At 47.3% G+C, this 18831-nt stretch carries 16 protein-coding genes; 6 read left to right on the forward strand and 10 right to left on the reverse strand.

The window, feature by feature from the left end; translation table 11 throughout:
* The first annotated feature begins 61 nt into the window (after positions 1-61).
* Complete coding sequence (rfbC, locus tag H8S84_RS07740; RefSeq protein WP_187066763.1) at positions 62-604, forward strand: dTDP-4-dehydrorhamnose 3,5-epimerase; 543 nt, start codon at positions 62-64, stop codon at positions 602-604.
* Between the two features lie 160 nt (positions 605-764).
* Here rfbC and H8S84_RS07745 read toward each other — a convergent pair whose 3' ends face one another.
* Positions 765-2051, reverse strand: a complete 1287-nt coding sequence (locus H8S84_RS07745) for a UDP-N-acetylmuramoyl-tripeptide--D-alanyl-D-alanine ligase (protein ID WP_187066764.1) — start codon at positions 2049-2051, stop codon at positions 765-767.
* A 174-nt stretch (positions 2052-2225) separates the two neighbouring features.
* On the opposite strand from H8S84_RS07745, the gene H8S84_RS07750 reads away from it, so the two are divergent.
* A complete protein-coding gene (locus H8S84_RS07750; RefSeq protein WP_187066765.1) occupies positions 2226-4457 on the forward strand; it encodes a T9SS type A sorting domain-containing protein in 2232 nt (743 codons plus the stop codon).
* Entirely contained in the window at positions 4457-4849 is a 393-nt protein-coding gene (locus H8S84_RS07755; protein ID WP_187066766.1) for a hypothetical protein, read from the forward strand. The genes H8S84_RS07750 and H8S84_RS07755 overlap by 1 nt, the downstream gene beginning before the upstream one ends.
* A gap of 134 nt (positions 4850-4983) precedes the next feature.
* On the opposite strand, the gene H8S84_RS07760 is transcribed toward H8S84_RS07755, so the two are convergent.
* The 8 genes from H8S84_RS07760 to mfd form a co-directional block, all read right to left on the reverse strand.
* A complete protein-coding gene (locus tag H8S84_RS07760; protein ID WP_187066767.1) occupies positions 4984-5754 on the reverse strand; it encodes an amidohydrolase in 771 nt (256 codons plus the stop codon).
* A 61-nt stretch (positions 5755-5815) separates the two neighbouring features.
* The gene (locus H8S84_RS07765) at positions 5816-6964 is read right to left on the reverse strand and encodes a methionine aminotransferase (protein WP_187066768.1); all 1149 of its coding nucleotides are present in this window, start codon (positions 6962-6964) and stop codon (positions 5816-5818) included.
* Positions 6965-7007: 43 nt separating this feature from the next.
* Complete coding sequence (locus tag H8S84_RS07770) at positions 7008-7595, reverse strand: uracil-DNA glycosylase family protein (RefSeq protein ID WP_187066769.1); 588 nt, start codon at positions 7593-7595, stop codon at positions 7008-7010.
* A gap of 158 nt (positions 7596-7753) precedes the next feature.
* A complete protein-coding gene (locus tag H8S84_RS07775; RefSeq protein ID WP_187066770.1) occupies positions 7754-8185 on the reverse strand; it encodes a hypothetical protein in 432 nt (143 codons plus the stop codon).
* A gap of 191 nt (positions 8186-8376) precedes the next feature.
* On the reverse strand, positions 8377-9189 hold the full coding sequence (locus tag H8S84_RS07780) for a hypothetical protein (RefSeq protein ID WP_187066771.1): 813 nt from the start codon (positions 9187-9189) through the stop codon (positions 8377-8379).
* A gap of 246 nt (positions 9190-9435) precedes the next feature.
* Positions 9436-9846, reverse strand: coding sequence for a response regulator (locus H8S84_RS07785; RefSeq protein WP_187066772.1), 411 nt, complete (start codon positions 9844-9846; stop codon positions 9436-9438).
* 270 nt (positions 9847-10116) lie between these two features.
* A complete protein-coding gene (locus tag H8S84_RS07790) occupies positions 10117-11748 on the reverse strand; it encodes a PAS domain-containing protein (protein ID WP_187066773.1) in 1632 nt (543 codons plus the stop codon).
* A gap of 248 nt (positions 11749-11996) precedes the next feature.
* On the reverse strand, positions 11997-15368 hold the full coding sequence (mfd, locus tag H8S84_RS07795; protein ID WP_187066774.1) for a transcription-repair coupling factor: 3372 nt from the start codon (positions 15366-15368) through the stop codon (positions 11997-11999).
* 217 nt (positions 15369-15585) lie between these two features.
* Here mfd and H8S84_RS07800 point away from each other — a divergent pair, with 217 nt between their 5' ends.
* Positions 15586-16053, forward strand: a complete 468-nt coding sequence (locus H8S84_RS07800) for a hypothetical protein (protein WP_187066775.1) — start codon at positions 15586-15588, stop codon at positions 16051-16053.
* Positions 16054-16230: 177 nt separating this feature from the next.
* A complete protein-coding gene (locus H8S84_RS07805) occupies positions 16231-16689 on the forward strand; it encodes a YybH family protein (protein WP_187066776.1) in 459 nt (152 codons plus the stop codon).
* Positions 16690-16762: 73 nt separating this feature from the next.
* On the opposite strand, the gene H8S84_RS07810 is transcribed toward H8S84_RS07805, so the two are convergent.
* Positions 16763-17833: a J domain-containing protein gene (locus H8S84_RS07810; protein WP_187066777.1), complete on the reverse strand. Its 1071-nt coding sequence runs from the start codon at positions 17831-17833 to the stop codon at positions 16763-16765.
* Positions 17834-18042: 209 nt separating this feature from the next.
* On the opposite strand from H8S84_RS07810, the gene H8S84_RS07815 reads away from it, so the two are divergent.
* Complete coding sequence (locus H8S84_RS07815; RefSeq protein WP_187066778.1) at positions 18043-18825, forward strand: sterol desaturase family protein; 783 nt, start codon at positions 18043-18045, stop codon at positions 18823-18825.
* Positions 18826-18831: the final 6 nt, after the last annotated feature.

An 18831-nucleotide genomic window follows, 5' to 3' on the forward strand; every position in this document is an offset into this window, starting at 1 on the left:
TCAGCTTACAGTCGTCAGGCACACTAGCAAATGCATTAAAATATTAGAACATTAACCACACATGGATCACACACTTTACCACATAGAGGGACTAATAGAATTTAAACCACGCGTTTTCAGAGATGACAGGGGGTATTTCCTGGAAACGTTTAGCCAAAAATGGTTTGAGCCGTTTGGCATCAATCCAATCTTTGTGCAGGATAATCAGTCCGTATCAGCGAAAGGAGTTTTAAGAGGGCTGCACTTTCAGAAACCGCCACATGCACAGGGAAAATTAGTGAGGGTATCTACTGGCAAGGCCTTGGATATCGCTGTGGATCTGCGTAAAGGCTCTCCGACTTACGGGCAGCATGTAACCTGCCTTTTAGATGCCGAAAAGCATAACCAGTTTTGGATTCCGGAAGGGTTTGCGCATGGCTTTGTAGCGTTAGAGGATAACACCACGTTCCTGTACAAATGCACAGATTTTTACACTCCGTCTGCTGAAGGCGGCCTGCTGTGGAATGATCCAGCATTGGGCATTGAGTGGGGAATAGAAAATCCGCTTGTGTCGCCGAAGGATGAGATTCTGCCAGTAATTACGCAGTTCGATTCTCCGTTCTAGGATTGGTGATCAAGATGGGTGATTGATTAGATAGATTTTCCCTGATATAAATGAGAAAACGCCAGCAGTTTATACTTGCTGGCGTTTTTAATATTATACCTGATAGCTGCCGCTTAACCTCCTTTTACCAATATCCTTACAAGAAGTCAAAATCTGCCTTTTAAAGCACATCCAGCAGCGTTTCCAGTCCCATGCCCCTGGAGCCTTTTACCAGCACGTAGCTATCTGAAACCGGGTGTTCCTGCAGCCATTGTTGTAGCTCAGGTTTGGTTTCAAAGTATAAAAAGTCATCATTTACATCGGCTGCATACTTCATATCTTTGCCACAAAGCAACACCCTGTCAATAGCTTGTTCAGCTACTACCTCTCCTAAAGCTTTGTGTTCTGCAGCGCTTTCTGCACCCATTTCAAACATATCGCCAAGTATAACCATCTTATAAGGGGCCGTCATACTTCCGAAGTTGCGCACTGCAGCAGCCATAGAGGTTGGGTTGGCATTATAAGCATCCAGTAAAATGGTGTTACTGCCTTTATGGACTACTTGGGAGCGGTTGTTTACCGGGCTGTAGTTGGCAATCGCCTCATTTGCTTTGCTAAGCGGTAGACCAAAGTATTTGCCAATGCAAGCGGCAGCGGCCATGTTCTCGTAGTTGTAGCTGCCAACCAGTTGGGTTTTTACCACATTGCCCTCTTCATCTTTATACACTACAAAAGGCGATGCCTCCAGCAGCTCTGAGTGGTAAAAGTCCTCAGGACCCGGATAGGTTACTTTGTTCTGGATGCGGCGGCTCATGCGCATGAGGTGCTCGTTGCCGGTGTTTATAAACACAGTTCCACTGTGGGCATCCAGGTGCAGGTACAGCTCGCTTTTGCCGCGTGCTACACCTTCTAAACTGCCAAAACCCTCCAGGTGCGCCTTGCCAATGTTAGTGATCATACCGTGGGTAGGCATGGCTATGCTGCTAAGCAAAGCGATCTCACCAATATGGTTAGCACCCATTTCAATGATCGCCATCTCATGCTCAGGTGTAATGCGCAATAGCGTAAGCGGTACACCGATGTGGTTATTCAGGTTGCCCTGTGTATAAAGCGTATTGAACTTCTGGCTGAGTACGGCATAGATCAACTCTTTGGTAGTGGTTTTGCCGTTGCTGCCTGTAATGCCGATAACAGGTATACTTAGCTGCCTGCGGTGGTGGCGAGCCAGGTCCTGCAGCGCCTGCAGGGTGTCTTCTATCACAAACACATTGTCAGCTGCCATAGCTGGGTCGTCTACAACGGCATATTTTGCGCCTTTCTCCAGCGCCATAGCTGCAAATTTTGCTCCTTTAAAATTGGGGCCGTTCAGGGCGAAGAACATGCTCTGGTTCTGGTCGGCACGGGAATCTGTGCTAACGTGGCGGCACTCCAGGTACTTTTGGTATAGAAATTCGATGCTGTTTTGCATGAAATAATGTATTTTTAGCGTAACAAGATGCTGTGCAAGTCTAAGTATACGTTAAAAGTATAGCTTGCCTCCTGGTTGGCAATATACACCCAAATCATCAAAGACTAAATACAGCAAACAACTAGAGTTATACCCGGTTAAGCCTATATCAACCTGCAGCGTTATGCCTTTACTATGAAAATCCTGTATGCCCTTCTGCTTATACTTTTAGCCCATGTTCACGTCAGTGCTCAGGGCAATGTTCAGGAAAATGAAAACCTGCAGTTCCGGTTGCGCCAGGATGTACCTGTAACGATTGCTGGTAAACAGTTGTCAGATCCTTGGAGCGGAGGCCTGAATACACCGCAATTCTCTACCATCGACCTGAACACAGACGGGCAGGAGGATCTGTTTATTTTTGACAGGCAGCTTAAGAAAGTATACACCTGGCTGGCTGTGCAGCAGAGTGGGCAGTGGAAGTATAAATATGCACCGGAGTATGAGATTTTTTTCCCGGCAGACCTGGAGAACTGGGCTTTGCTGCGCGACTACAACTGCGATGGTCTGAAAGACATTTTCACCAGCACCCCATTAGGCATAAGAGTGTTTAAGCAAGAGTCTGCAGCAAACGGCAGACTAAAGTTTACCCTATCCGAAAGTGCATTATATTATAACAGCAATCGGGTAAACATGCAGATGACTGGTGCCGATGTGCCTGCCATAGCTGATGTGGACGGTGACGGAGATCTGGATGTGCTGATCGCTGAATTTTCGGTGGGTAAAACCCTTGAGCTTTACCGCAACCAGCAGGTAGAACTAGGCTTAGCCTGCGGCACCATGCAGTATGTGCAGCAAACCAACTGGTGGGGCCGAATTTCGGAATGCGATGGTTGCAACAGCTTTTTGTTTAGTGCCTACTGCCGCGTAGCCGGGCCTATGCACTCAGGGCATAGTGGTTCATCTTTGCTGTTGCTGGATGTGGATGCTGACGGTGACAAAGATTTGGTAATGGGGGCCGTGCAGTGCGATAACCTGGTGCTGATGGAGAACGAAGGAAACACTGGTAACGCCCTAATGACGAGTTTCACACCCACTTTTCCGGCAGCCAAGCCAGCCTCTTTTGCTAAGTTTCCGGCAGCTTTTTACGAAGATGTTACGTTTGATGGGGTGCCTGATATGCTGGTTTCGCCACAGGTAACAGACGACATCTGGAACATGGATTTCCAAACCTCTACCTGGCTTTACAGGAACAGCGGAGCAGCAGATAAACCAACATTCAATTTTGTGAAGAACGATTTCCTGCAGGGGCAAATGATAGACATAGGGGAAGGAGCTTTCCCGGCCTTTGCAGATTTGGACGGTGACGGCGACCTGGATATGCTGGTAGGCAACCATGCCTCTTATAGCGGCAACCTTTACAGCGCTTCCATCAGTTTTTACCGTAACACAGGTACTGCCTCGGCTCCCGCATTCGAACTGGTTACAAACGATTACCTTAACCTTAAGAACCAGCAACTGTACGCGCTTAAGCCGGGCTTCGCTGATATCAACCGAGATAACCTGCCAGACCTCATTCTTACTTATAAAGAGCTGAAAGCAGGTACTAACCGCATCAGCTACATTCTTAACAAGGGCACTAGCGGGCAGGCTGCTTATAACTTCCCGGATGTAAGGGTACTGCAAAGCATCCCCGACGGTGCCAATCCTGCTTTGGAGGATGTAGACAATGACGGAGATGTAGATCTATTAGTAGGTATGAAGGATGGCAGCCTGGCGTTTTACAGGAACACAGGGGCAGCAGCAAATCCGGCTTATACGTTAGAGAACAACAGCTTTGGCGGCATTGGTTTTAACTCCGCACGCAGAACATTATACCCAAGTATAGCAGACATAGACGGCGATGGCAGCCGCGATTTAATTACTGTAGATGACAGCGGCGTGATCAGAATCTACCGTGACTTTACTAAGAATCTGGCAGGCACATTAACGGCAGAAGCACCATTGCTGGAGAACGAGCTTACGCAGGAAGTACAGGAGAGCAGGCTAGGCAAAGGACTAAGTATACATGTAACACTTCTTGGCGGCGAAAACAAGTTATACTTGGTTATTGGTACGCAAGGCGGAGGCATGTACCTGTTGCAGCAGACAGCTGGAAACATGGCTGTTAACAATCCTGATGTTGGCCTAAAGCTGGAAGTTTACCCTAACCCGACTGACAAAACACAACGTGATGCAGTAGTTGTCAGAGCGACAGAGCCTGTTGTACTACAGGTTTTTGATGCCATTGGCAGAAAAGTATACCAGGGCAACAGTGTGTACAGCAGGAGCCATATGTTGCCGCTTCGCAATTTCAAAGCTGGCATGTACATCATCAGGGCAACTTCTAAAACCGGGGGCCATACTTCGGCTAAGCTGGTAATTCAGTAATGCAGGCTTTTTTATACTTTAACGTAACAGCCCCAGGTACTTACAGGCAGCCGCTGCTGGAGCAACTTAAAGCAGCTTTGCCACAGGTTGCTATACTTGACCTGGATGCCCAATCCGGGGAGTTGGTGCAGCATTATGCTTTGCAGTTGCTAAAGGAGGCAGAGCAGGCGGTGGTGTGTATCAAGGCTGATGAAAGTAAAACTGATTTAGGAAGTATGATGCCTTTGCTAGAAGAGCTGTTCCTGGAGAAACGCGGCAGGCTGGTGCTGCTGCAAGGGCAGCATGCAAGACTGCAGCGCATGTTCGGGGCCAGAGAAAACATCAATTATAAAACAGTGGGAGAGGAGGAGGTTGCGCAGGAGGCGCAGTCTTTTTTTGAAACACTAAAGTAAGTCAGGATACTTACCTCATCCCTGGCATCGATAAGACACAAGCGCTCAAAATATTTCACTACGTCTTTCCTATAGTTGCTGCCATACTTAACTGCAACAGCTACCGCAAAATATGGCGTCGCTACAGAAGCAGTTTACATACTAAATGCATCCGCATCCAGGTATGCCGGGAAAGCTTCTCTGAAGTCTTCCAGTTCTTTTTTGCTTAGCGTTAAAGTATTGATTCCTTCTGCCTCACTTGTTTCCAGTAAGTGGTACCCTTTGGGATGAACAATGGCGGAGTCGCCGGAATAAGGGTGGTTATTGCCGTCCGTGCCTACTCTGTTTACACCCACCACATAAGCTATATTTTCGATGGCACGGGCCTGTAACAGTGTGCTCCAGGCATGACTGCGCACCTTAGGCCAGTTAGCAACATACAGCAGCAGGTCGTAGGCGTTGTTGCTGTTGCGGCTCCAAACCGGGAAGCGCAGATCGTAGCATACCAAAGGGCAAATGTTCCAGCCGTTCAGTTCTACCACCAGGCGTTCCTGCCCGGGCTTATACGTATGGTGTTCCTTTGCCATCCTGAAGAGATGCTTCTTATCATACTTTGCATAGTTGCCATCAGGGCGTACCCAATAAAGGCGGTTAAAGTATGACCCATTCTCCTGAACCATCACACTGCCTGTAACTACAGCGTTATACTTTTGTGCCTCCTGCCGCATCCAGTTAAGCGTAGTGCCTTCGGCATCCTCTGCCAGTCCTGCAGCGTTCATACTAAACCCGGTGGTAAACATCTCCGGCAGCACAATCAGGTCTGTGGCGGGTGCAGCGGCAGCTAACTTCTCTGAGAACATAATTCTGTTAGCGTCGGCATCTTGCCAATGCAGCTGAGTTTGTACAATCGTTACGCGCAGGTCCATAGTATAATTATGAATGATGAATTAAGAATGAGAAGTGTTAGCAACAGTATAGCCACTTAGCCTACAGCTTAACCAGTTTTTCTGCGGCTGCTTTTAAAGTGTCTTCGCTCTTAGCAAAGCAGAAACGCAGGTATTTATTGTCGGTTTTATCATGATAAAAGGCTGATACAGGTATGGCTGCTACGCCTGTTTCTACAGTAAGGCGCTTGGTAAACTCTAGGTCATACTCATCAGAGATGCTATCATATTTTGCCAACTGAAAGTATGTGCCGGCTGCTGGTATAATCTCAAAGCGGCTACCTTTCAGCTGCTCGCAAAAGAAGTCGCGCTTAGCCTGGTAAAAGTCCGGTAGTTGCTGGTAGTGTGTCTGGTTGTCCATAAAATCTGCAATGGCCAATTGCAGCGGAGTAACGGAGCAGAACGTGATAAATTGGTGCATCTTTCGGAGCTCTGCTGTTAACGGTGCAGGGGCAACAGCGTAGCCAATCTTCCAGCCGGTGGTATGGTAGGTTTTACCAAACGAGGAGATGACAAAGCTTCTTTCGCGCAGGGCCGTGTGCTGCAGAACACTATAATGCTGTTGCCCGTCAAACACCATGTGCTCGTATACTTCGTCGCTTATTACCAATATGTCGGTGCCGTCGGTTATACTTGCCAGCATGTCCAGGTCTTGTTTCGACATTACGGCACCGGTTGGGTTATGCGGTGTGTTTATGATGATAAGCCTTGTGCGCGACGAGATGCGATTTTTTACCATGTCCCAGTCTACACTAAAGTCCGGGAGTGCCAGGGGAACAAAGATCGGGGCCCCTCCGCACAAACGAATAGCCGGCACATAGGAGTCGTAGCAGGGCTCCAGCACCACTACTTCGTCGCCTGGTTTTACAACGGCTGTAATGGCTGCGTTCAGGGCTTCGGTAGCTCCAGAAGTTACTGTAACCTCTGTGTCGGGGTTAGGGCGATAACCGTATACTTTCTCTGTTTTAATACTGATCTTTTCGCGCAGCTGTGGCATACCCGGCATGGGCGCATACTGGTTAAAGCCCTCTTGCATATACTTGGTAACAAGTTGCATCAGAGGCTCCGGGCAGTTAAAGTCCGGGAATCCTTGCGAGAGGTTTATAGCTTTATGCTCGTTTGCCAAACCAGACATCACCGAAAAGATGCTGGTGCCGATGTCTGGTAACTTGCTGCTCGGGTAATTGATCATGTGTAAAACGTTAGACTGTTTACGGGTAGCTAAAATAGCCGATTTACCCGTTCTTAAACAAATCTTTTACTAATGATTGCAAGGCTGGCACGGCATCGGTTTCGAACCAGGGGTTGCGCCTTAGCCAGAAGTGATTTAACGGCGATGGGTGCGGCATGGGCATGTACCGAGGCAGGTACTCGTGCCAGCTGGCTACTGTTTCAGTAAGGTTGCTTTTGGCTGATTTACCCAAGAAATAATCCTGCGCATACTTGCCAATAAGCAGTGTGAGCTGAATGTTAGGAAGCTGTGCCAGCAGGTTCTGGTGCCAGTGCAAAGCGCATTCAGGCCTGGGAGGTAAATCACCGCTTTTACCTTTGCCAGGGTAGCAGAAGCCCATAGGTACAATGGCTATCTGCTCGCTGTCGTAGAAAAAGTCTGGCTCCATGTTCAGCCACTGGCGCAGGCGCTTTCCGCTCTGGTCGTTCCAGGGTATGCCGGTGGCGTGTACCTTGGTGCCGGGTGCCTGGCCTACTATTAACAATTTTGCAGTTTTGCTGGCTGCCAATACTGGCCGTGGCCCCAGGGGCAGGTGCTCTTCGCAAATGCTGCAACTCCTTATCTGCTTTAATAAATTATCCAGTTCACTCATTCCCTGCTTCTAATCACTAACATGCAAGTTAATACATTACTACCTGCCTTTAAACAATGCTTGTAAATCCGGAACAGGCAGTATTTATACTTGAGTGGTTGCAACAGAAAAGGCCGGAAACATGTGCCGGCCTTGTGTAGTGCTACTTATACTTTTGGTTAGTATTCATTCTCATCCCAGTACCTGTTTCGTGGGTGAGGTCTGTGTTCCCAGTGCTCCGGGTTTTGTGGCGGAGGCATCATAGGAGAGTCATCGTCAAACCAGCGGTCTTCTACGCGCTGGTTACTTTTATCAAAGTGCACATCGCGCTGTCTCCAGATAGGCTCCTGGTGTCGCTGCTCATACTGATTATGGCGTGGGTCGTGCCATTCTTCTCGTTGCTGCCGATAGTGTGGCTGGTCCTCTAAACGGCCCATGTCCTGCGCATGACGGGACTGGTGGTTCAGGTGGATTAGCGGCTCCGGTTCTCCCCAACGGCTAGTAAAATCCTGGAAGTGCTCCTGCCGGTGTGGGTGGTGCATATCGCGGTCGCGTCTGTGGCGCATTTCTCTGTAATGGTGGCGTCTGTGCTCATTTTCTTCGTGATGCATGGTATATCTATTAGGTGAGTTAACTATATTTTGCTGCTATCTTAAATTTACGCGCTCATAGTCAGGAGGTTCTGAAGATGTTAAAACAGGCGCGACAAAAAGCAACAAAGCCGGCATGGGGTGCCGGCTTTGTTATTCACTAACTAAAACTAATCTACTACCAAATCTACCTAATCTGCTATTTATACGGCCTAGCGGCGATATCGTTCTGTTCTGTCGATGTCATCATAATAATTGTCAGATCCAGAATCTGTTTCATCGGCCCAGCGCGGACCGCCTTCGTAGCCTCTGTCAAAGCGGCGGTCGCGGTAAGGTTCTGATCCATAGCGTTTGTGAGAGTCCACGCGGTCTGCCGCACTTCGATATTGCGGATGGCTTGGTCTGTAATCCGGATCGTCAGAATGCCAGATATCATTCCATGTATCTTTTACTTTATCCATAAACCCGCGCTTATCATCGCTTTGGTTTTCATCAGCAGTATAGCGTCCTTCACGGTACCAGTTATGCGATCCGCTGCCGTAGCGGAAGTCAGTTTGCTTATAGCGGCTGCGGGAGTCAGGGCTGTCACGCCACATATCGTTTGGATAGCCTTTTACGTCTGAGGTATTTCCCTGCAGTGAGCCACCTGGTGAGTGAGGCCGGCGCATGCTATGCATGTCGCTGTGCTGGTAGCCCTCTCCGTGGTTCAAGTAAGAATTTTCGTTGCGGTAAGGGCTTTCGCGCTTGCTGCCGTAATGATCTGCTAGATGTGAGTTGCGTTCCTGGGCATATGTTTTGTTGCGGTCGTGGTGATAGTTTTCGCCGTAACGTTTCTCAGTAGAGTCTTGGGCACCACGGGGGCTAGGCCCTGTATGGAAATAATTACCTTCATCCCATTGCCTGTTATCGTGGTCGCCGCCGCGGTAACTGTAACGTTTCTGCTGCTCTTTGTCCTGATCGTATAAGTTGCGTCCCATGCGCCAGTTCTCGGCTCCCTGGTCGCTATAGTTTCCTGTGTTTCCCATTGTTTTATCTTTAATACTAATATGTTACAAAATTGTGTCCCGACAGTATGCGGGTTTATTATGTACGTTATTATAGCGCTATAGTTAGTTTAGGTGCAGGTTATATAGGCGTATGAATAGGACTGAATAAATGCATTGGGAAGTTCGCTGCAGGTATGTTTTAGTTGAGCATATAAATGAGCAGGCCACAAAAAAAGCGGCTCCTTTAGTGGAGCCGCTGCGGTGTCTTGTAAGTATAAAACTGGCTTAAAAATACTCATTCATGATGTCGCGCACATCACCTTCTGCTAAAGGCTTTGAGTAATGCTGGCGCACATCCGGGAACTTCTTTAGTTTTTCAAGGTCATAGAAGCTGGCAGAGGATGTAAGCATTAACATTACAATCCTGCTTTTGTCGTTTTCGCCTAGTTTCTGGTATTCTTCTAAAAATTCAAAACCATCCATCACAGACATTTTAATATCCACAAATATCAGGTCTGGCCTTGGGTGTTCCGGGTCATCGGCGAAGGCTCTTTCCAGGTACTGTAGTGCCTCCTCGCCATTCGTTACCACCCGAATGTCTTCTGCGACCTGCATGCGTGTTAGCAACCTGTGGTTCAGGTAATTGGTTGTTTCATCGTCGTCGATTAGCAGAATTGTTTTAACTGATTTAGTCATGTTAATCCGTGTGGTTGTGCCTTTGGGTGTCTATTGTATAAGTAAAAGTGGGTTAGAATGTTTGCCTTACTCCTAATATTTATACATTCGGCTCCGATTATTTTTAAAATAGTAAAGCTGTTCAAATATAGCTTTTATTTTGGTTTTAATGGCGGGTTGCAGCAGACTGTTGCAGTGTTGGCACACAAATACCTTATTGTGGCAGGCAGGTAAGCAAAGTAGATGATTCAATTGATTTGAGAAGCTACCTCAGAAGCAGGTCAGATTAGTTTAAGAAAGCCGCTGCTTTAACTCCAACGCAAGTTTTTCAGCTTTTCGTTTTGACTTAACAAGCTTGGTTACCTCCACTGCCGAAATAAGAACTCCCTCTACCTGGCCATGATCGCTGTAAATAGGTTGATATTTAAAGTTAAAGAAGGCTTCTCTGGCATCTCCATTCTGGTAACGGTCATACATTACCTTAAACTCGCTTAGCTGTACGTTCTCTCCATGTATGTATACCTGATCAAGCAGCTCTGCAAATCCCATCTGCTCAAACTCAGGCCATACTTCCTGTGCGGGTTTGCCTACGTAAGACCGGTAGCCATACATGCGGTAAACCCCCGGCGACACATAGCGGCATATATGGTTTGGCCCCTCCAGTAAGCAAAGGTAAGCCGGCGACAACTGGAGTATGGTCTGCAGCTGCTGTTCCTTCAGGCGTATGGTTTCAAGTGTTTGCCTCTGCTCTTCTATGTCGGTAAAGGTACCTACCCATAGCTTTACCTTTCCATCGTGGTTTAACATAGGAAAACCGCGCTCCATAAAGTAACGGTAAGCGCCGCTTGCGTGGTCACGGATTCGGTACTCTATTTCATACATACTGCCTGATGCAATGGCTTCATGCCAGGTAGTGATTACATCGGCTGTGTCTTCTGGGTGTATAACGCTGGCTCTGCCATCGATCTGTCCCTTGGGCATTCCGGTAAAAGTGTACCAGTTATCGTTGAAGTATAAAATTTTTCCTTTAGGGTCTGCAGTCCAGGCCATGTGCGGGAGGTTCTCAAGTAGCTGCCTGAAACGTGCATCACTTTCTTTAAGCTCTTCCTCTGCCCTCTTATTATGCGATAGGTCGATGATGGTGCCAAAGGTTCTTAAAGGCCTCTGGTTTTGGTCATACATAAAATACCCTTGGTCTAGCACGTGGGCGTAGGTCCCGTCTGCTTTTCTGAACCTGTATTCACCGGTCCATAGCTTTTGCCCCGAAGCTGTGGCCTGAGCTATACTTTGTTGCACGGCATCAAAGTCATCCGGGTGTACCAATTTATCCCAGGAGGCTCCGCTTAATTCCATCATATCCGGTGAATACCCAAACACCTGCTGCAGCCGCTCATCCCATGTAAGGACATCATTGATGATATCATACTCCCACGATACAGTGTGCAATGCATTAGTTAGCATGGCCAGGCGCTCCTCGTTCTGATGGTTCTGCTGCTCCAAGCGTACGATGTCCGTTATGTCTTCCGGCTGATGAAGAATGTATAATAGCTCTCCTTCGTCATTTAAGATGGGCGTGTTAATAGTTTTCCAAAACCGCTCTTCTAATCCACCGCCCAACGCTGCAGGCTGTGGTATATCGAAGCGGATATGAGACAGCGTGTGTGCCTCTTTGTGAACTATTACATACACCAGCGAATTGTAAACCTCTATTTTTGTGGTTTTATTAAATTCGTTGGCTTCTGCAGGGAAAGTATCAAAAAAGTTTTTACCTATTATCTCTTCAATCTTAAAGTTTATGGATTTTACATAAACTTCAGTAGCATCTATGATGGTGAAATCAGGGGACAGCAGCATGTAAAATCCGGGCAGTGCCCGAAAGACTAATGTTAAATCTGATGTAGTTTTGTTTCCTACAAGATGCATGGCACTGCTGTGATAAAACTGCTAGAATTGAATCGTTAAATTAATAAATAAAATTAAATTGGTGCAATAAGTTTTGTCTTTTGTTTCTACTTGTTAAATCTATCAGGATAAGAAAGTATGCCCAGTAGCAGAACTATGATTGTCAGCATTCAATGTCAAGGAAATTAAACAACTAGAAAAGGTATAAAAAGCAAAACGGAGCACAGTAAATTATGCTCCGTTTTGCTATAGGTTTATACTTTAGTACATTAAGCAGAGGCTAGTTCTTTTACCCCAAACCCTTCAAATACCTCTTTGGCGTCGGCTATACTTTGGATATCTTCTACAATCACAACCAGTTTATCCTTGGCCTCCTTCAGGCGTGAGCGGCGTGGGTGCTGCTGCACATACTTAAGTATGTTGCCAAAAGTGTCGGACTGGAAGTATTTGTCGTTGTTCTCGCTTGGCAAGTAGCCCTTCATGGTTTCTTTTTTGATAGTGAGTTTTTCAAAGCCCAACTGCTGTGCCTGCCAGCGTAGTTTCACGATCTCCACGAGTTGCTGCACCTGTTCCGGCATCGGGCCGAAACGGTCTGTTATACTTGCGCAGATCTTTTCCAGCTCCTCCATACTCTTCACGCTGTCGAGTTTGCTGTACAGATTCAGGCGCTCCGAAATGTTGCTCACATAGCTCTCCGGAATCAGCACTTCCATGTCTGTCTCTATGTTACAGTCGCGCACAGGCTCTACAAATTCTGCCAGGTTATCGCCCAGGAACAACTCCCTAAACTCTGTTTCTTTCAGCTCTTTAATGGCATCGTCGAGCACCTGGTGGTACATCTCAAAGCCAAGGTCAGTGATGAAACCGCTTTGCTCGCCTCCCAGCAGGTTACCAGCACCACGGATATCCAAGTCACGCATTGCAATTTTAAAGCCCTCGCCTAGGTCAGAGAATTCTTCCAAGGTACTTAATCGTTTGCGGGCATCGCTTGGCAAGCCGGCTACAGGTGGTGTAAGCAGGTAGCAGTAAGCCTTTTTGTTTGATCTACCTACGCGGCCACGCATCTGGTGCAGGTCGGATAAACCAAACATATGCGCACGGTTGATGATGATGGTGTTGGCGTTCTCGATATCCAGACCAGACTCAATAATGTTAGTTGATACCAGCACATCATACTCGCCGTTCACGAATTTCATCATGCGTTTTTCGAGCGTCTCGGGGTCCATCTGGCCGTGAGCGTACGTTACTTTGGCATCCGGCACATGGCGCAGGATCATATCAGCCATTTCTTCAATATCCTTGATGCGGTTGTGCACAAAGAACACCTGTCCGCCGCGCTTCATCTCGTTCACTACAGCATCGCGAATAAGCCCTTCGTCAAACACATGCAGCTCCGTTTTTACCGGTTGGCGGTTTGGCGGTGGTGTGGCAATCACACTCAGGTCGCGGGCACCCATCAGCGAGAAGTGCAGCGTCCGCGGAATAGGTGTGGCAGTTAGCGTCAGGGTATCAACGTTCACGCGCATCTCCTTCAGCTTGTCCTTTGTCTTCACGCCAAACTTCTGCTCCTCGTCTATCACCAGCAGGCCGAGATCTTTAAACTTCACGTCCTTGCTCACGATGCGGTGCGTGCCGATCAATATATCTACTTTGCCCTCGGCTACACGTTTCAAGGTGTCCTTGGTATCTTTGGCTGTCTTAAAGCGGTTGATATAGTCGACGGTTACCGGGAACTGCTCCAGCCTGTCGCGGAACGTACGGAAATGCTGCATGGCCAATATAGTAGTTGGCACTAGTACCGCCACTTGTTTACCATCGCAGGCGGCTTTAAAGGCAGCACGTATGGCTACCTCGGTTTTGCCAAAGCCTACGTCGCCGCACACCAATCTGTCCATCGGGTGCGGCTGCTCCATATCAGCCTTTACATCTTCTGTGGATTTCGCTTGGTCTGGGGTATCCTCATATATAAACGATGACTCCAGCTCTGCCTGCAGGAAGCCATCTTTGGTAAAGGCATAGCCCGGCGCGGCCTTACGCTTCGCATAGAGGCTGATAAGTTCGTGGGCAATGTCTTTAACTTTACTCTTAACTTTCTTCTTCTTGTTCTCCCACTCCGGCGAGCCTAGTTTGCTCATACTTGGCGGGCCACCTTCTTTGCCGCTATACTTGCTTATTTTGTGCAGGGAGTGGATACTCACATACAGCAAATCGTCGTCACGGTATACCAGTCTGATAGCCTCTTGTAAGCGCCCGCCTACTTCTACTTTCTCCAGTCCGGCAAAGCGACCGATGCCGTAGTCTACGTGAGTGATGTAGTCGCCGGGCTGTAGCGAACGCAGCTCCTTCAGCGTCATGGCCTTGGATTTGGAATGTCCCTCTTTGGCTTTGTGCTGATAGAACCTGTCGAACAGCTGGTGATCGGTGTAGCAGGTTATTTTGAGGTTCTGATCGATGAAACCCTCGCTCAGGGAGACTGGCAGGTGCTGGAAACGTACATCGTGATCCAGTTCATCGAAAATCATGGTAAGGCGGTTAATCTGGCGCGGCGAGTCGGTGGCAATGATGTTCACAAAGCCATCACCCTGTTGCTCGTGCAGGTTTTTTACCAGCCTGTTAAAGTCTTTGTTAAATGACGGCTGCGGCTTGACCTGCAGCTGTATCACCTCTGCCGTTTTAAAGTGGAAACGCTTGCCAATCTCCAACACGTTAAAGTTATCCAGCAGCTTCTTGAACTGCTTTTGCGTCTGGAACAGCTGCTCAGGGTCCGACACGATCTGGGTGCCGCCGCTGCCTGCCATCAGCTTCTCGAAATTATGCGAGGCTTTATCGAAATACTCATCGATCACATCCAGCGTCAGGCGCACATCCTTAAACCAGATGTTGGTATTCTTCGGCAGGAAGTCGAGAAACGCTTCACGCGTCTCCTGCAGCAGCTTCGTCTGCACATTAGGTATAATCGAGATAGCTTTTTTAGTTTCCACCGACAGCTGTGTGTCCGGATCAAAGGTTCTTATACTTTCAATCTCGTCGCCGAAAAGCTCGATGCGGTAGGGCAAATCGTTAGCATAGGAGAACACATCCACGATGCCACCACGCACAGCGTACTGGCCTGCCTCGTACACAAATTCGGTGCGCTCAAAGCCATACTCTGCCAACATCTCGCTCAGGAAGTTCACATCCAACTTAGCACCTACTTTAGCGCCCAGTGTGTTCTCCACCAGCGATTTTTTGTTGATCACCTTCTCCGTCAGCGCCTCCGGGTACGTCACAATCAATTCGCCTTTCTCAGCTTTGCTGTTGAGGCGGTTCAGCACCTCTGCCCGCATGAGTATGTTGGCGTTCTCGGTGTCGTCGAAACTATAAGGGCGCTTATAAGATGTCGGGAAAAGCAGGATCTCTTTCTGGTCGCCAAGCAGGTTTTTGAGGTCGGTATAAAAATAGGCAGCCTCCTCCTTATCGTGCATCACGAAAAGTTGGTGCTGCGAATTTAAAGTATAAACCGCCGCGGCCATCACAGCGTCTAAGCTGCCTGCCAATCCTTTCAACTGCAGGCGGTGAGGCTCTTGGGATTTTAAACGCTCGGCAATGGTTTGCACCACGCCGTCCAAACGGTATAGTTCTAAAAAATCTGTTACTTTCATTCAGGTCTATTACAAAACAAGAAAGGCAGAACACAGGGCTTTTACCAAGTCGTGTTCTGCTGAGTCTTCTTTACAAAGATACTACAAGTTAATGTTTTATCAGAACAGTGTGCAGGAGCAGAAGGTTGCGGGAGAATTCTATCATTTTATTTTAAATCAGGATTAAACCATAAGTTAAGAATGATAATTTTGAAACAGAGATTAAGTATTGTTTAATATGACTAACAACAAGTTGCATTACGTCACAGAAAGACCATCCTTAGCGATAAAGATATGTGCTTCTTTAATGTTGTTAGGTGGGGTGTATGTAAGTCTAACTTATCCAGTTATAAGCGCAATATTTATATTGATGGGTTTGCTGCCATTTACCATGCACAAGTGTGTTGAATTTAAATTATATGAAGGCGTATATAGAGAAGGATATTGTATTGTTGGTAGGGCACTGGGTAAAGAAGAACCATTTTCCGGATTAGATTTTATCTTCCTTAAGAAAAATCGCTATACACAAATCACTCATGGTGAGGTTGCTGAAGTGGTTTCTCGAAATATATCTTTTGATGGATATTTAAATCTCTGTGACGGTACTAAAATTTTGGTGGTACAAGAGAGTGACAAGGAACAAGCATTAAAAAAGTTAAGTGCGATAGCCCAGGATTTTCAGGCTGAGATTAAGGATTTGACTTAGTTTACTACCCGTATTGCCCCTGTAGGAATGATTACATTTTGAGTAATCTCGAAAAGTGGCCGGAAGATGTATTTTACCAGCAAGTATAAAGGACTATAAATAATACTTCACTTGTGATAAGTATAGATTAATCTGCATATTTGCCGCACAAAATTTACACCTCATACTTATCACAAAATGAAACTATACTCCTCCATTAGCTGCATTATACTTGCGGCGGCATTTGTATTCACGGGATGCAACACAGCTGAAACAGCTGTGCTAGAAGAACCAAAAGCTGACTTTACACAGGTTATCCCAACACTTGAGGCCATTACTACCGACTGGAACAAAGGTGACTTAGACGAGTTTATCACTGTTTATGATAGCGCTGCCACCTTTATGTTGCCGAAAGGCCCGATCGGAGTAAATGAGATGAAAGGATACTACCAGGAGGCTTTTACCGAAACCGGCACACCTACCTCTACCTTAAGCTTTGACAGTTTAGAGATGCGCCCATTGGGCAATAGCCATGCATTGGTAACTGGGCGTTACATCCTCACAAACCAAAATTCTACAGAGCAAAGCGGCCGCTATACCTTGGTGTTTGAGCACTCTGCCAAAGGTTGGAGAATACTGCACGACCATTCAAACTAAAATACAGCGCAGCGGCTACTCTACCAGACACTCGTAGGTTTTGCAAGCACTGCGAGGTTTTGGATTAATAACCTTACTTCAGCAACACCCTGATCATCTGTGGATCAGTTTGCAAGGTGCGGAGGTTTTGCTTTAGCTGCTCCAGTTCCTGGGTCAGGTTCTCTTTGGCAGACTTAAACTTCTGGTCCATCTGCTTTGAGGTACCGCAGAAGCGGGTGTAAAAGATCGAATTGGGGCCGGATGAGAATTCTTGCAGCTCTGCCTTTAACTCATCTACCTGGTCAGCGAGTATTTGTACGTAGTACTGCAGTTGCTCATCCGGCATCATATCCAGTGCTTGGCCCTGCTCCTGCATAAACTCCATCTGCAGGCGCAGCAGCTCAAAAAAGTCGTCGTGGTGGTAGGCTTGGGTTACGCGTTTCATCGCTTCCTCCTTCCAGGCACGCATAGTTTCGTCGCGCTCTTTGTCGGGGTGCAGTTGTTTGGCTAGCTCAGTGTACACGCGGCGGCTGGCTTTGCTGATGTTGCTGAGTTCTGCTTTTGCCTGTGCTTCTTTGGCTAGCTGTGCTTTTGTTTTTCGGCTTTTCTGGCGGTTCTGCTTCTCCCGTTCCCGCCTTTCCATCTCCCTGTCCAGTTGCGCCTGTATACGCTCATATTCATCCAGGTCACCGAAAGCATCTTCTGTCTCGGGCTCATCATCTGCTATGCTCTCATCTAAATTCTGTTCGTCTTCCTGATCATAAACTGTTTTTTCCTTGTAGGTGAACTCCGCATACCTGTCGTGCAGTTCCACCATGTCCCGGCGCTCGTAATTGGCTATCAGGTCGAAGGTGATATTTTCTATTAGCGCGGCCAGTTTCTCTTTTTCCCGGAAACTGAAGAGCGGAAGCGCAAAAGCTTCGTCTAAAAGCTGTGCCAACTCCACCCGCTTCTCAAGTTGCTGGTCAATTATAGGGCGTAATTCTTTCTCAATGCGTTTCTGCGCCAGGTTTATACTTTCATGCTTAGCCGCAAGCTCCTGTTTGAGCTGGTCTATCAGCGCTGTCTTTTGGTTGAACTCCTCCTGCAGCTTACTGAGTTTACGCTTATCGGATGAGGTGATTTGGGGCGTGAGTTGGCGGGCAGGTTTATTTGATTGGGGCATGTGAAAAAGTATAAAGGTAGTCGCAGTTACGGGTTAAGGATACGAAAGTATACTTTTTTCTGTGTCGCAGCTAACTCTCAACCTGCTCCTGCTTTATCAGGAAAGTTTCGTTTAAATATTTGGCAAGCAAATATCTAAAACTAACAGCACTGGTTGTGGTGTTTGCTATAGAGTAGCTTCATATTTTAGTGTTCTGTATATTTTAACCCATGAAAGAAAGTATATTATTCGGTTGGTTTTACCTGCTGCTAACGCTGCGCTATGTGTTTATAGCGGGACTGGCTTTCCTGCTGTTTTACATCCTGTTACCTAAAAAGTTTGCCCGCTTCAAAATACAGTCCTTGTTTCCGAAGCAAAAGGATTATGTGCGGGAGGTAGGGTATTCCTTTTTTACGTTCATTGTTTTTGCGCTGGTAGGGGTAATCATTTCTTCGAAGGCCGTGCTGCCGCACACACAGATTTACAGCGACCTTAATGAGTACAGCTGGGGATACTTTATATTTAGCGTGGTGCTGGCCTTGGTTATACATGACACTTACTTCTACTGGACGCACCGCCTGATGCACCACCCACGGCTGTTCAAACTATTTCATCTTACCCACCACAAGTCTACCAATCCTTCGCCCTGGGCGGCTTTTGCCTTTAGCCCTTTGGAGGCCGTGGTAGAGGCCAGCGTTATATTCGTGATCGCGTTCCTAATCCCGATACATGAATATGCTATTATACTTTTCCTTTTCCTGATGACGGTATATAACGTGTATGGGCACCTGGGCTATGAAGTATACCCGCATTGGCTTGTGAACAGCAGGGTAGGCAAATGGCTGAATACCTCTACCAACCATAACATGCACCACAAGTATTTTAAGGGCAACTACGGTTTATACTTCAGGTTCTGGGACGAGTGGCTGCACACCACGCACCCGCAGTACGACCAAACCATAGCCGACCTGGTAAGGCCAGTGCCGGAGAAGCCGGAAATACAACAGGCGTAGCAGGAA

It is taken from the genome of Pontibacter cellulosilyticus, assembly GCF_014306105.1.
In the GTDB taxonomy this organism is placed as follows: domain Bacteria; phylum Bacteroidota; class Bacteroidia; order Cytophagales; family Hymenobacteraceae; genus Pontibacter; species Pontibacter cellulosilyticus.

Excerpts from the sequence above, each read along its gene's own strand:
- H8S84_RS07755 (WP_187066766.1), top strand. The coding sequence starts at position 4,457 with ATGCAGGCTTTTTTATACTTTAACGTAACAGCCCCAGGTACTTACAGG.
- H8S84_RS07780 (WP_187066771.1), bottom strand. The coding sequence starts at position 9,189 with ATGGGAAACACAGGAAACTATAGCGACCAGGGAGCCGAGAACTGGCGC.
- H8S84_RS07760 (WP_187066767.1), bottom strand. The coding sequence starts at position 5,754 with ATGGACCTGCGCGTAACGATTGTACAAACTCAGCTGCATTGGCAAGAT.
- H8S84_RS07765 (WP_187066768.1), bottom strand. The coding sequence starts at position 6,964 with ATGATCAATTACCCGAGCAGCAAGTTACCAGACATCGGCACCAGCATC.
- H8S84_RS07750 (WP_187066765.1), top strand. The coding sequence starts at position 2,226 with ATGAAAATCCTGTATGCCCTTCTGCTTATACTTTTAGCCCATGTTCAC.
- H8S84_RS07775 (WP_187066770.1), bottom strand. The coding sequence starts at position 8,185 with ATGCATCACGAAGAAAATGAGCACAGACGCCACCATTACAGAGAAATG.
- H8S84_RS07815 (WP_187066778.1), top strand. The coding sequence starts at position 18,043 with ATGAAAGAAAGTATATTATTCGGTTGGTTTTACCTGCTGCTAACGCTG.
- H8S84_RS07745 (WP_187066764.1), bottom strand. The coding sequence starts at position 2,051 with ATGCAAAACAGCATCGAATTTCTATACCAAAAGTACCTGGAGTGCCGC.
- H8S84_RS07805 (WP_187066776.1), top strand. The coding sequence starts at position 16,231 with ATGAAACTATACTCCTCCATTAGCTGCATTATACTTGCGGCGGCATTT.
- H8S84_RS07770 (WP_187066769.1), bottom strand. The coding sequence starts at position 7,595 with ATGAGTGAACTGGATAATTTATTAAAGCAGATAAGGAGTTGCAGCATT.
- rfbC (WP_187066763.1), top strand. The coding sequence starts at position 62 with ATGGATCACACACTTTACCACATAGAGGGACTAATAGAATTTAAACCA.
- mfd (WP_187066774.1), bottom strand. The coding sequence starts at position 15,368 with ATGAAAGTAACAGATTTTTTAGAACTATACCGTTTGGACGGCGTGGTG.
- H8S84_RS07800 (WP_187066775.1), top strand. The coding sequence starts at position 15,586 with ATGACTAACAACAAGTTGCATTACGTCACAGAAAGACCATCCTTAGCG.
- H8S84_RS07790 (WP_187066773.1), bottom strand. The coding sequence starts at position 11,748 with ATGCATCTTGTAGGAAACAAAACTACATCAGATTTAACATTAGTCTTT.
- H8S84_RS07785 (WP_187066772.1), bottom strand. The coding sequence starts at position 9,846 with ATGACTAAATCAGTTAAAACAATTCTGCTAATCGACGACGATGAAACA.
- H8S84_RS07810 (WP_187066777.1), bottom strand. The coding sequence starts at position 17,833 with ATGCCCCAATCAAATAAACCTGCCCGCCAACTCACGCCCCAAATCACC.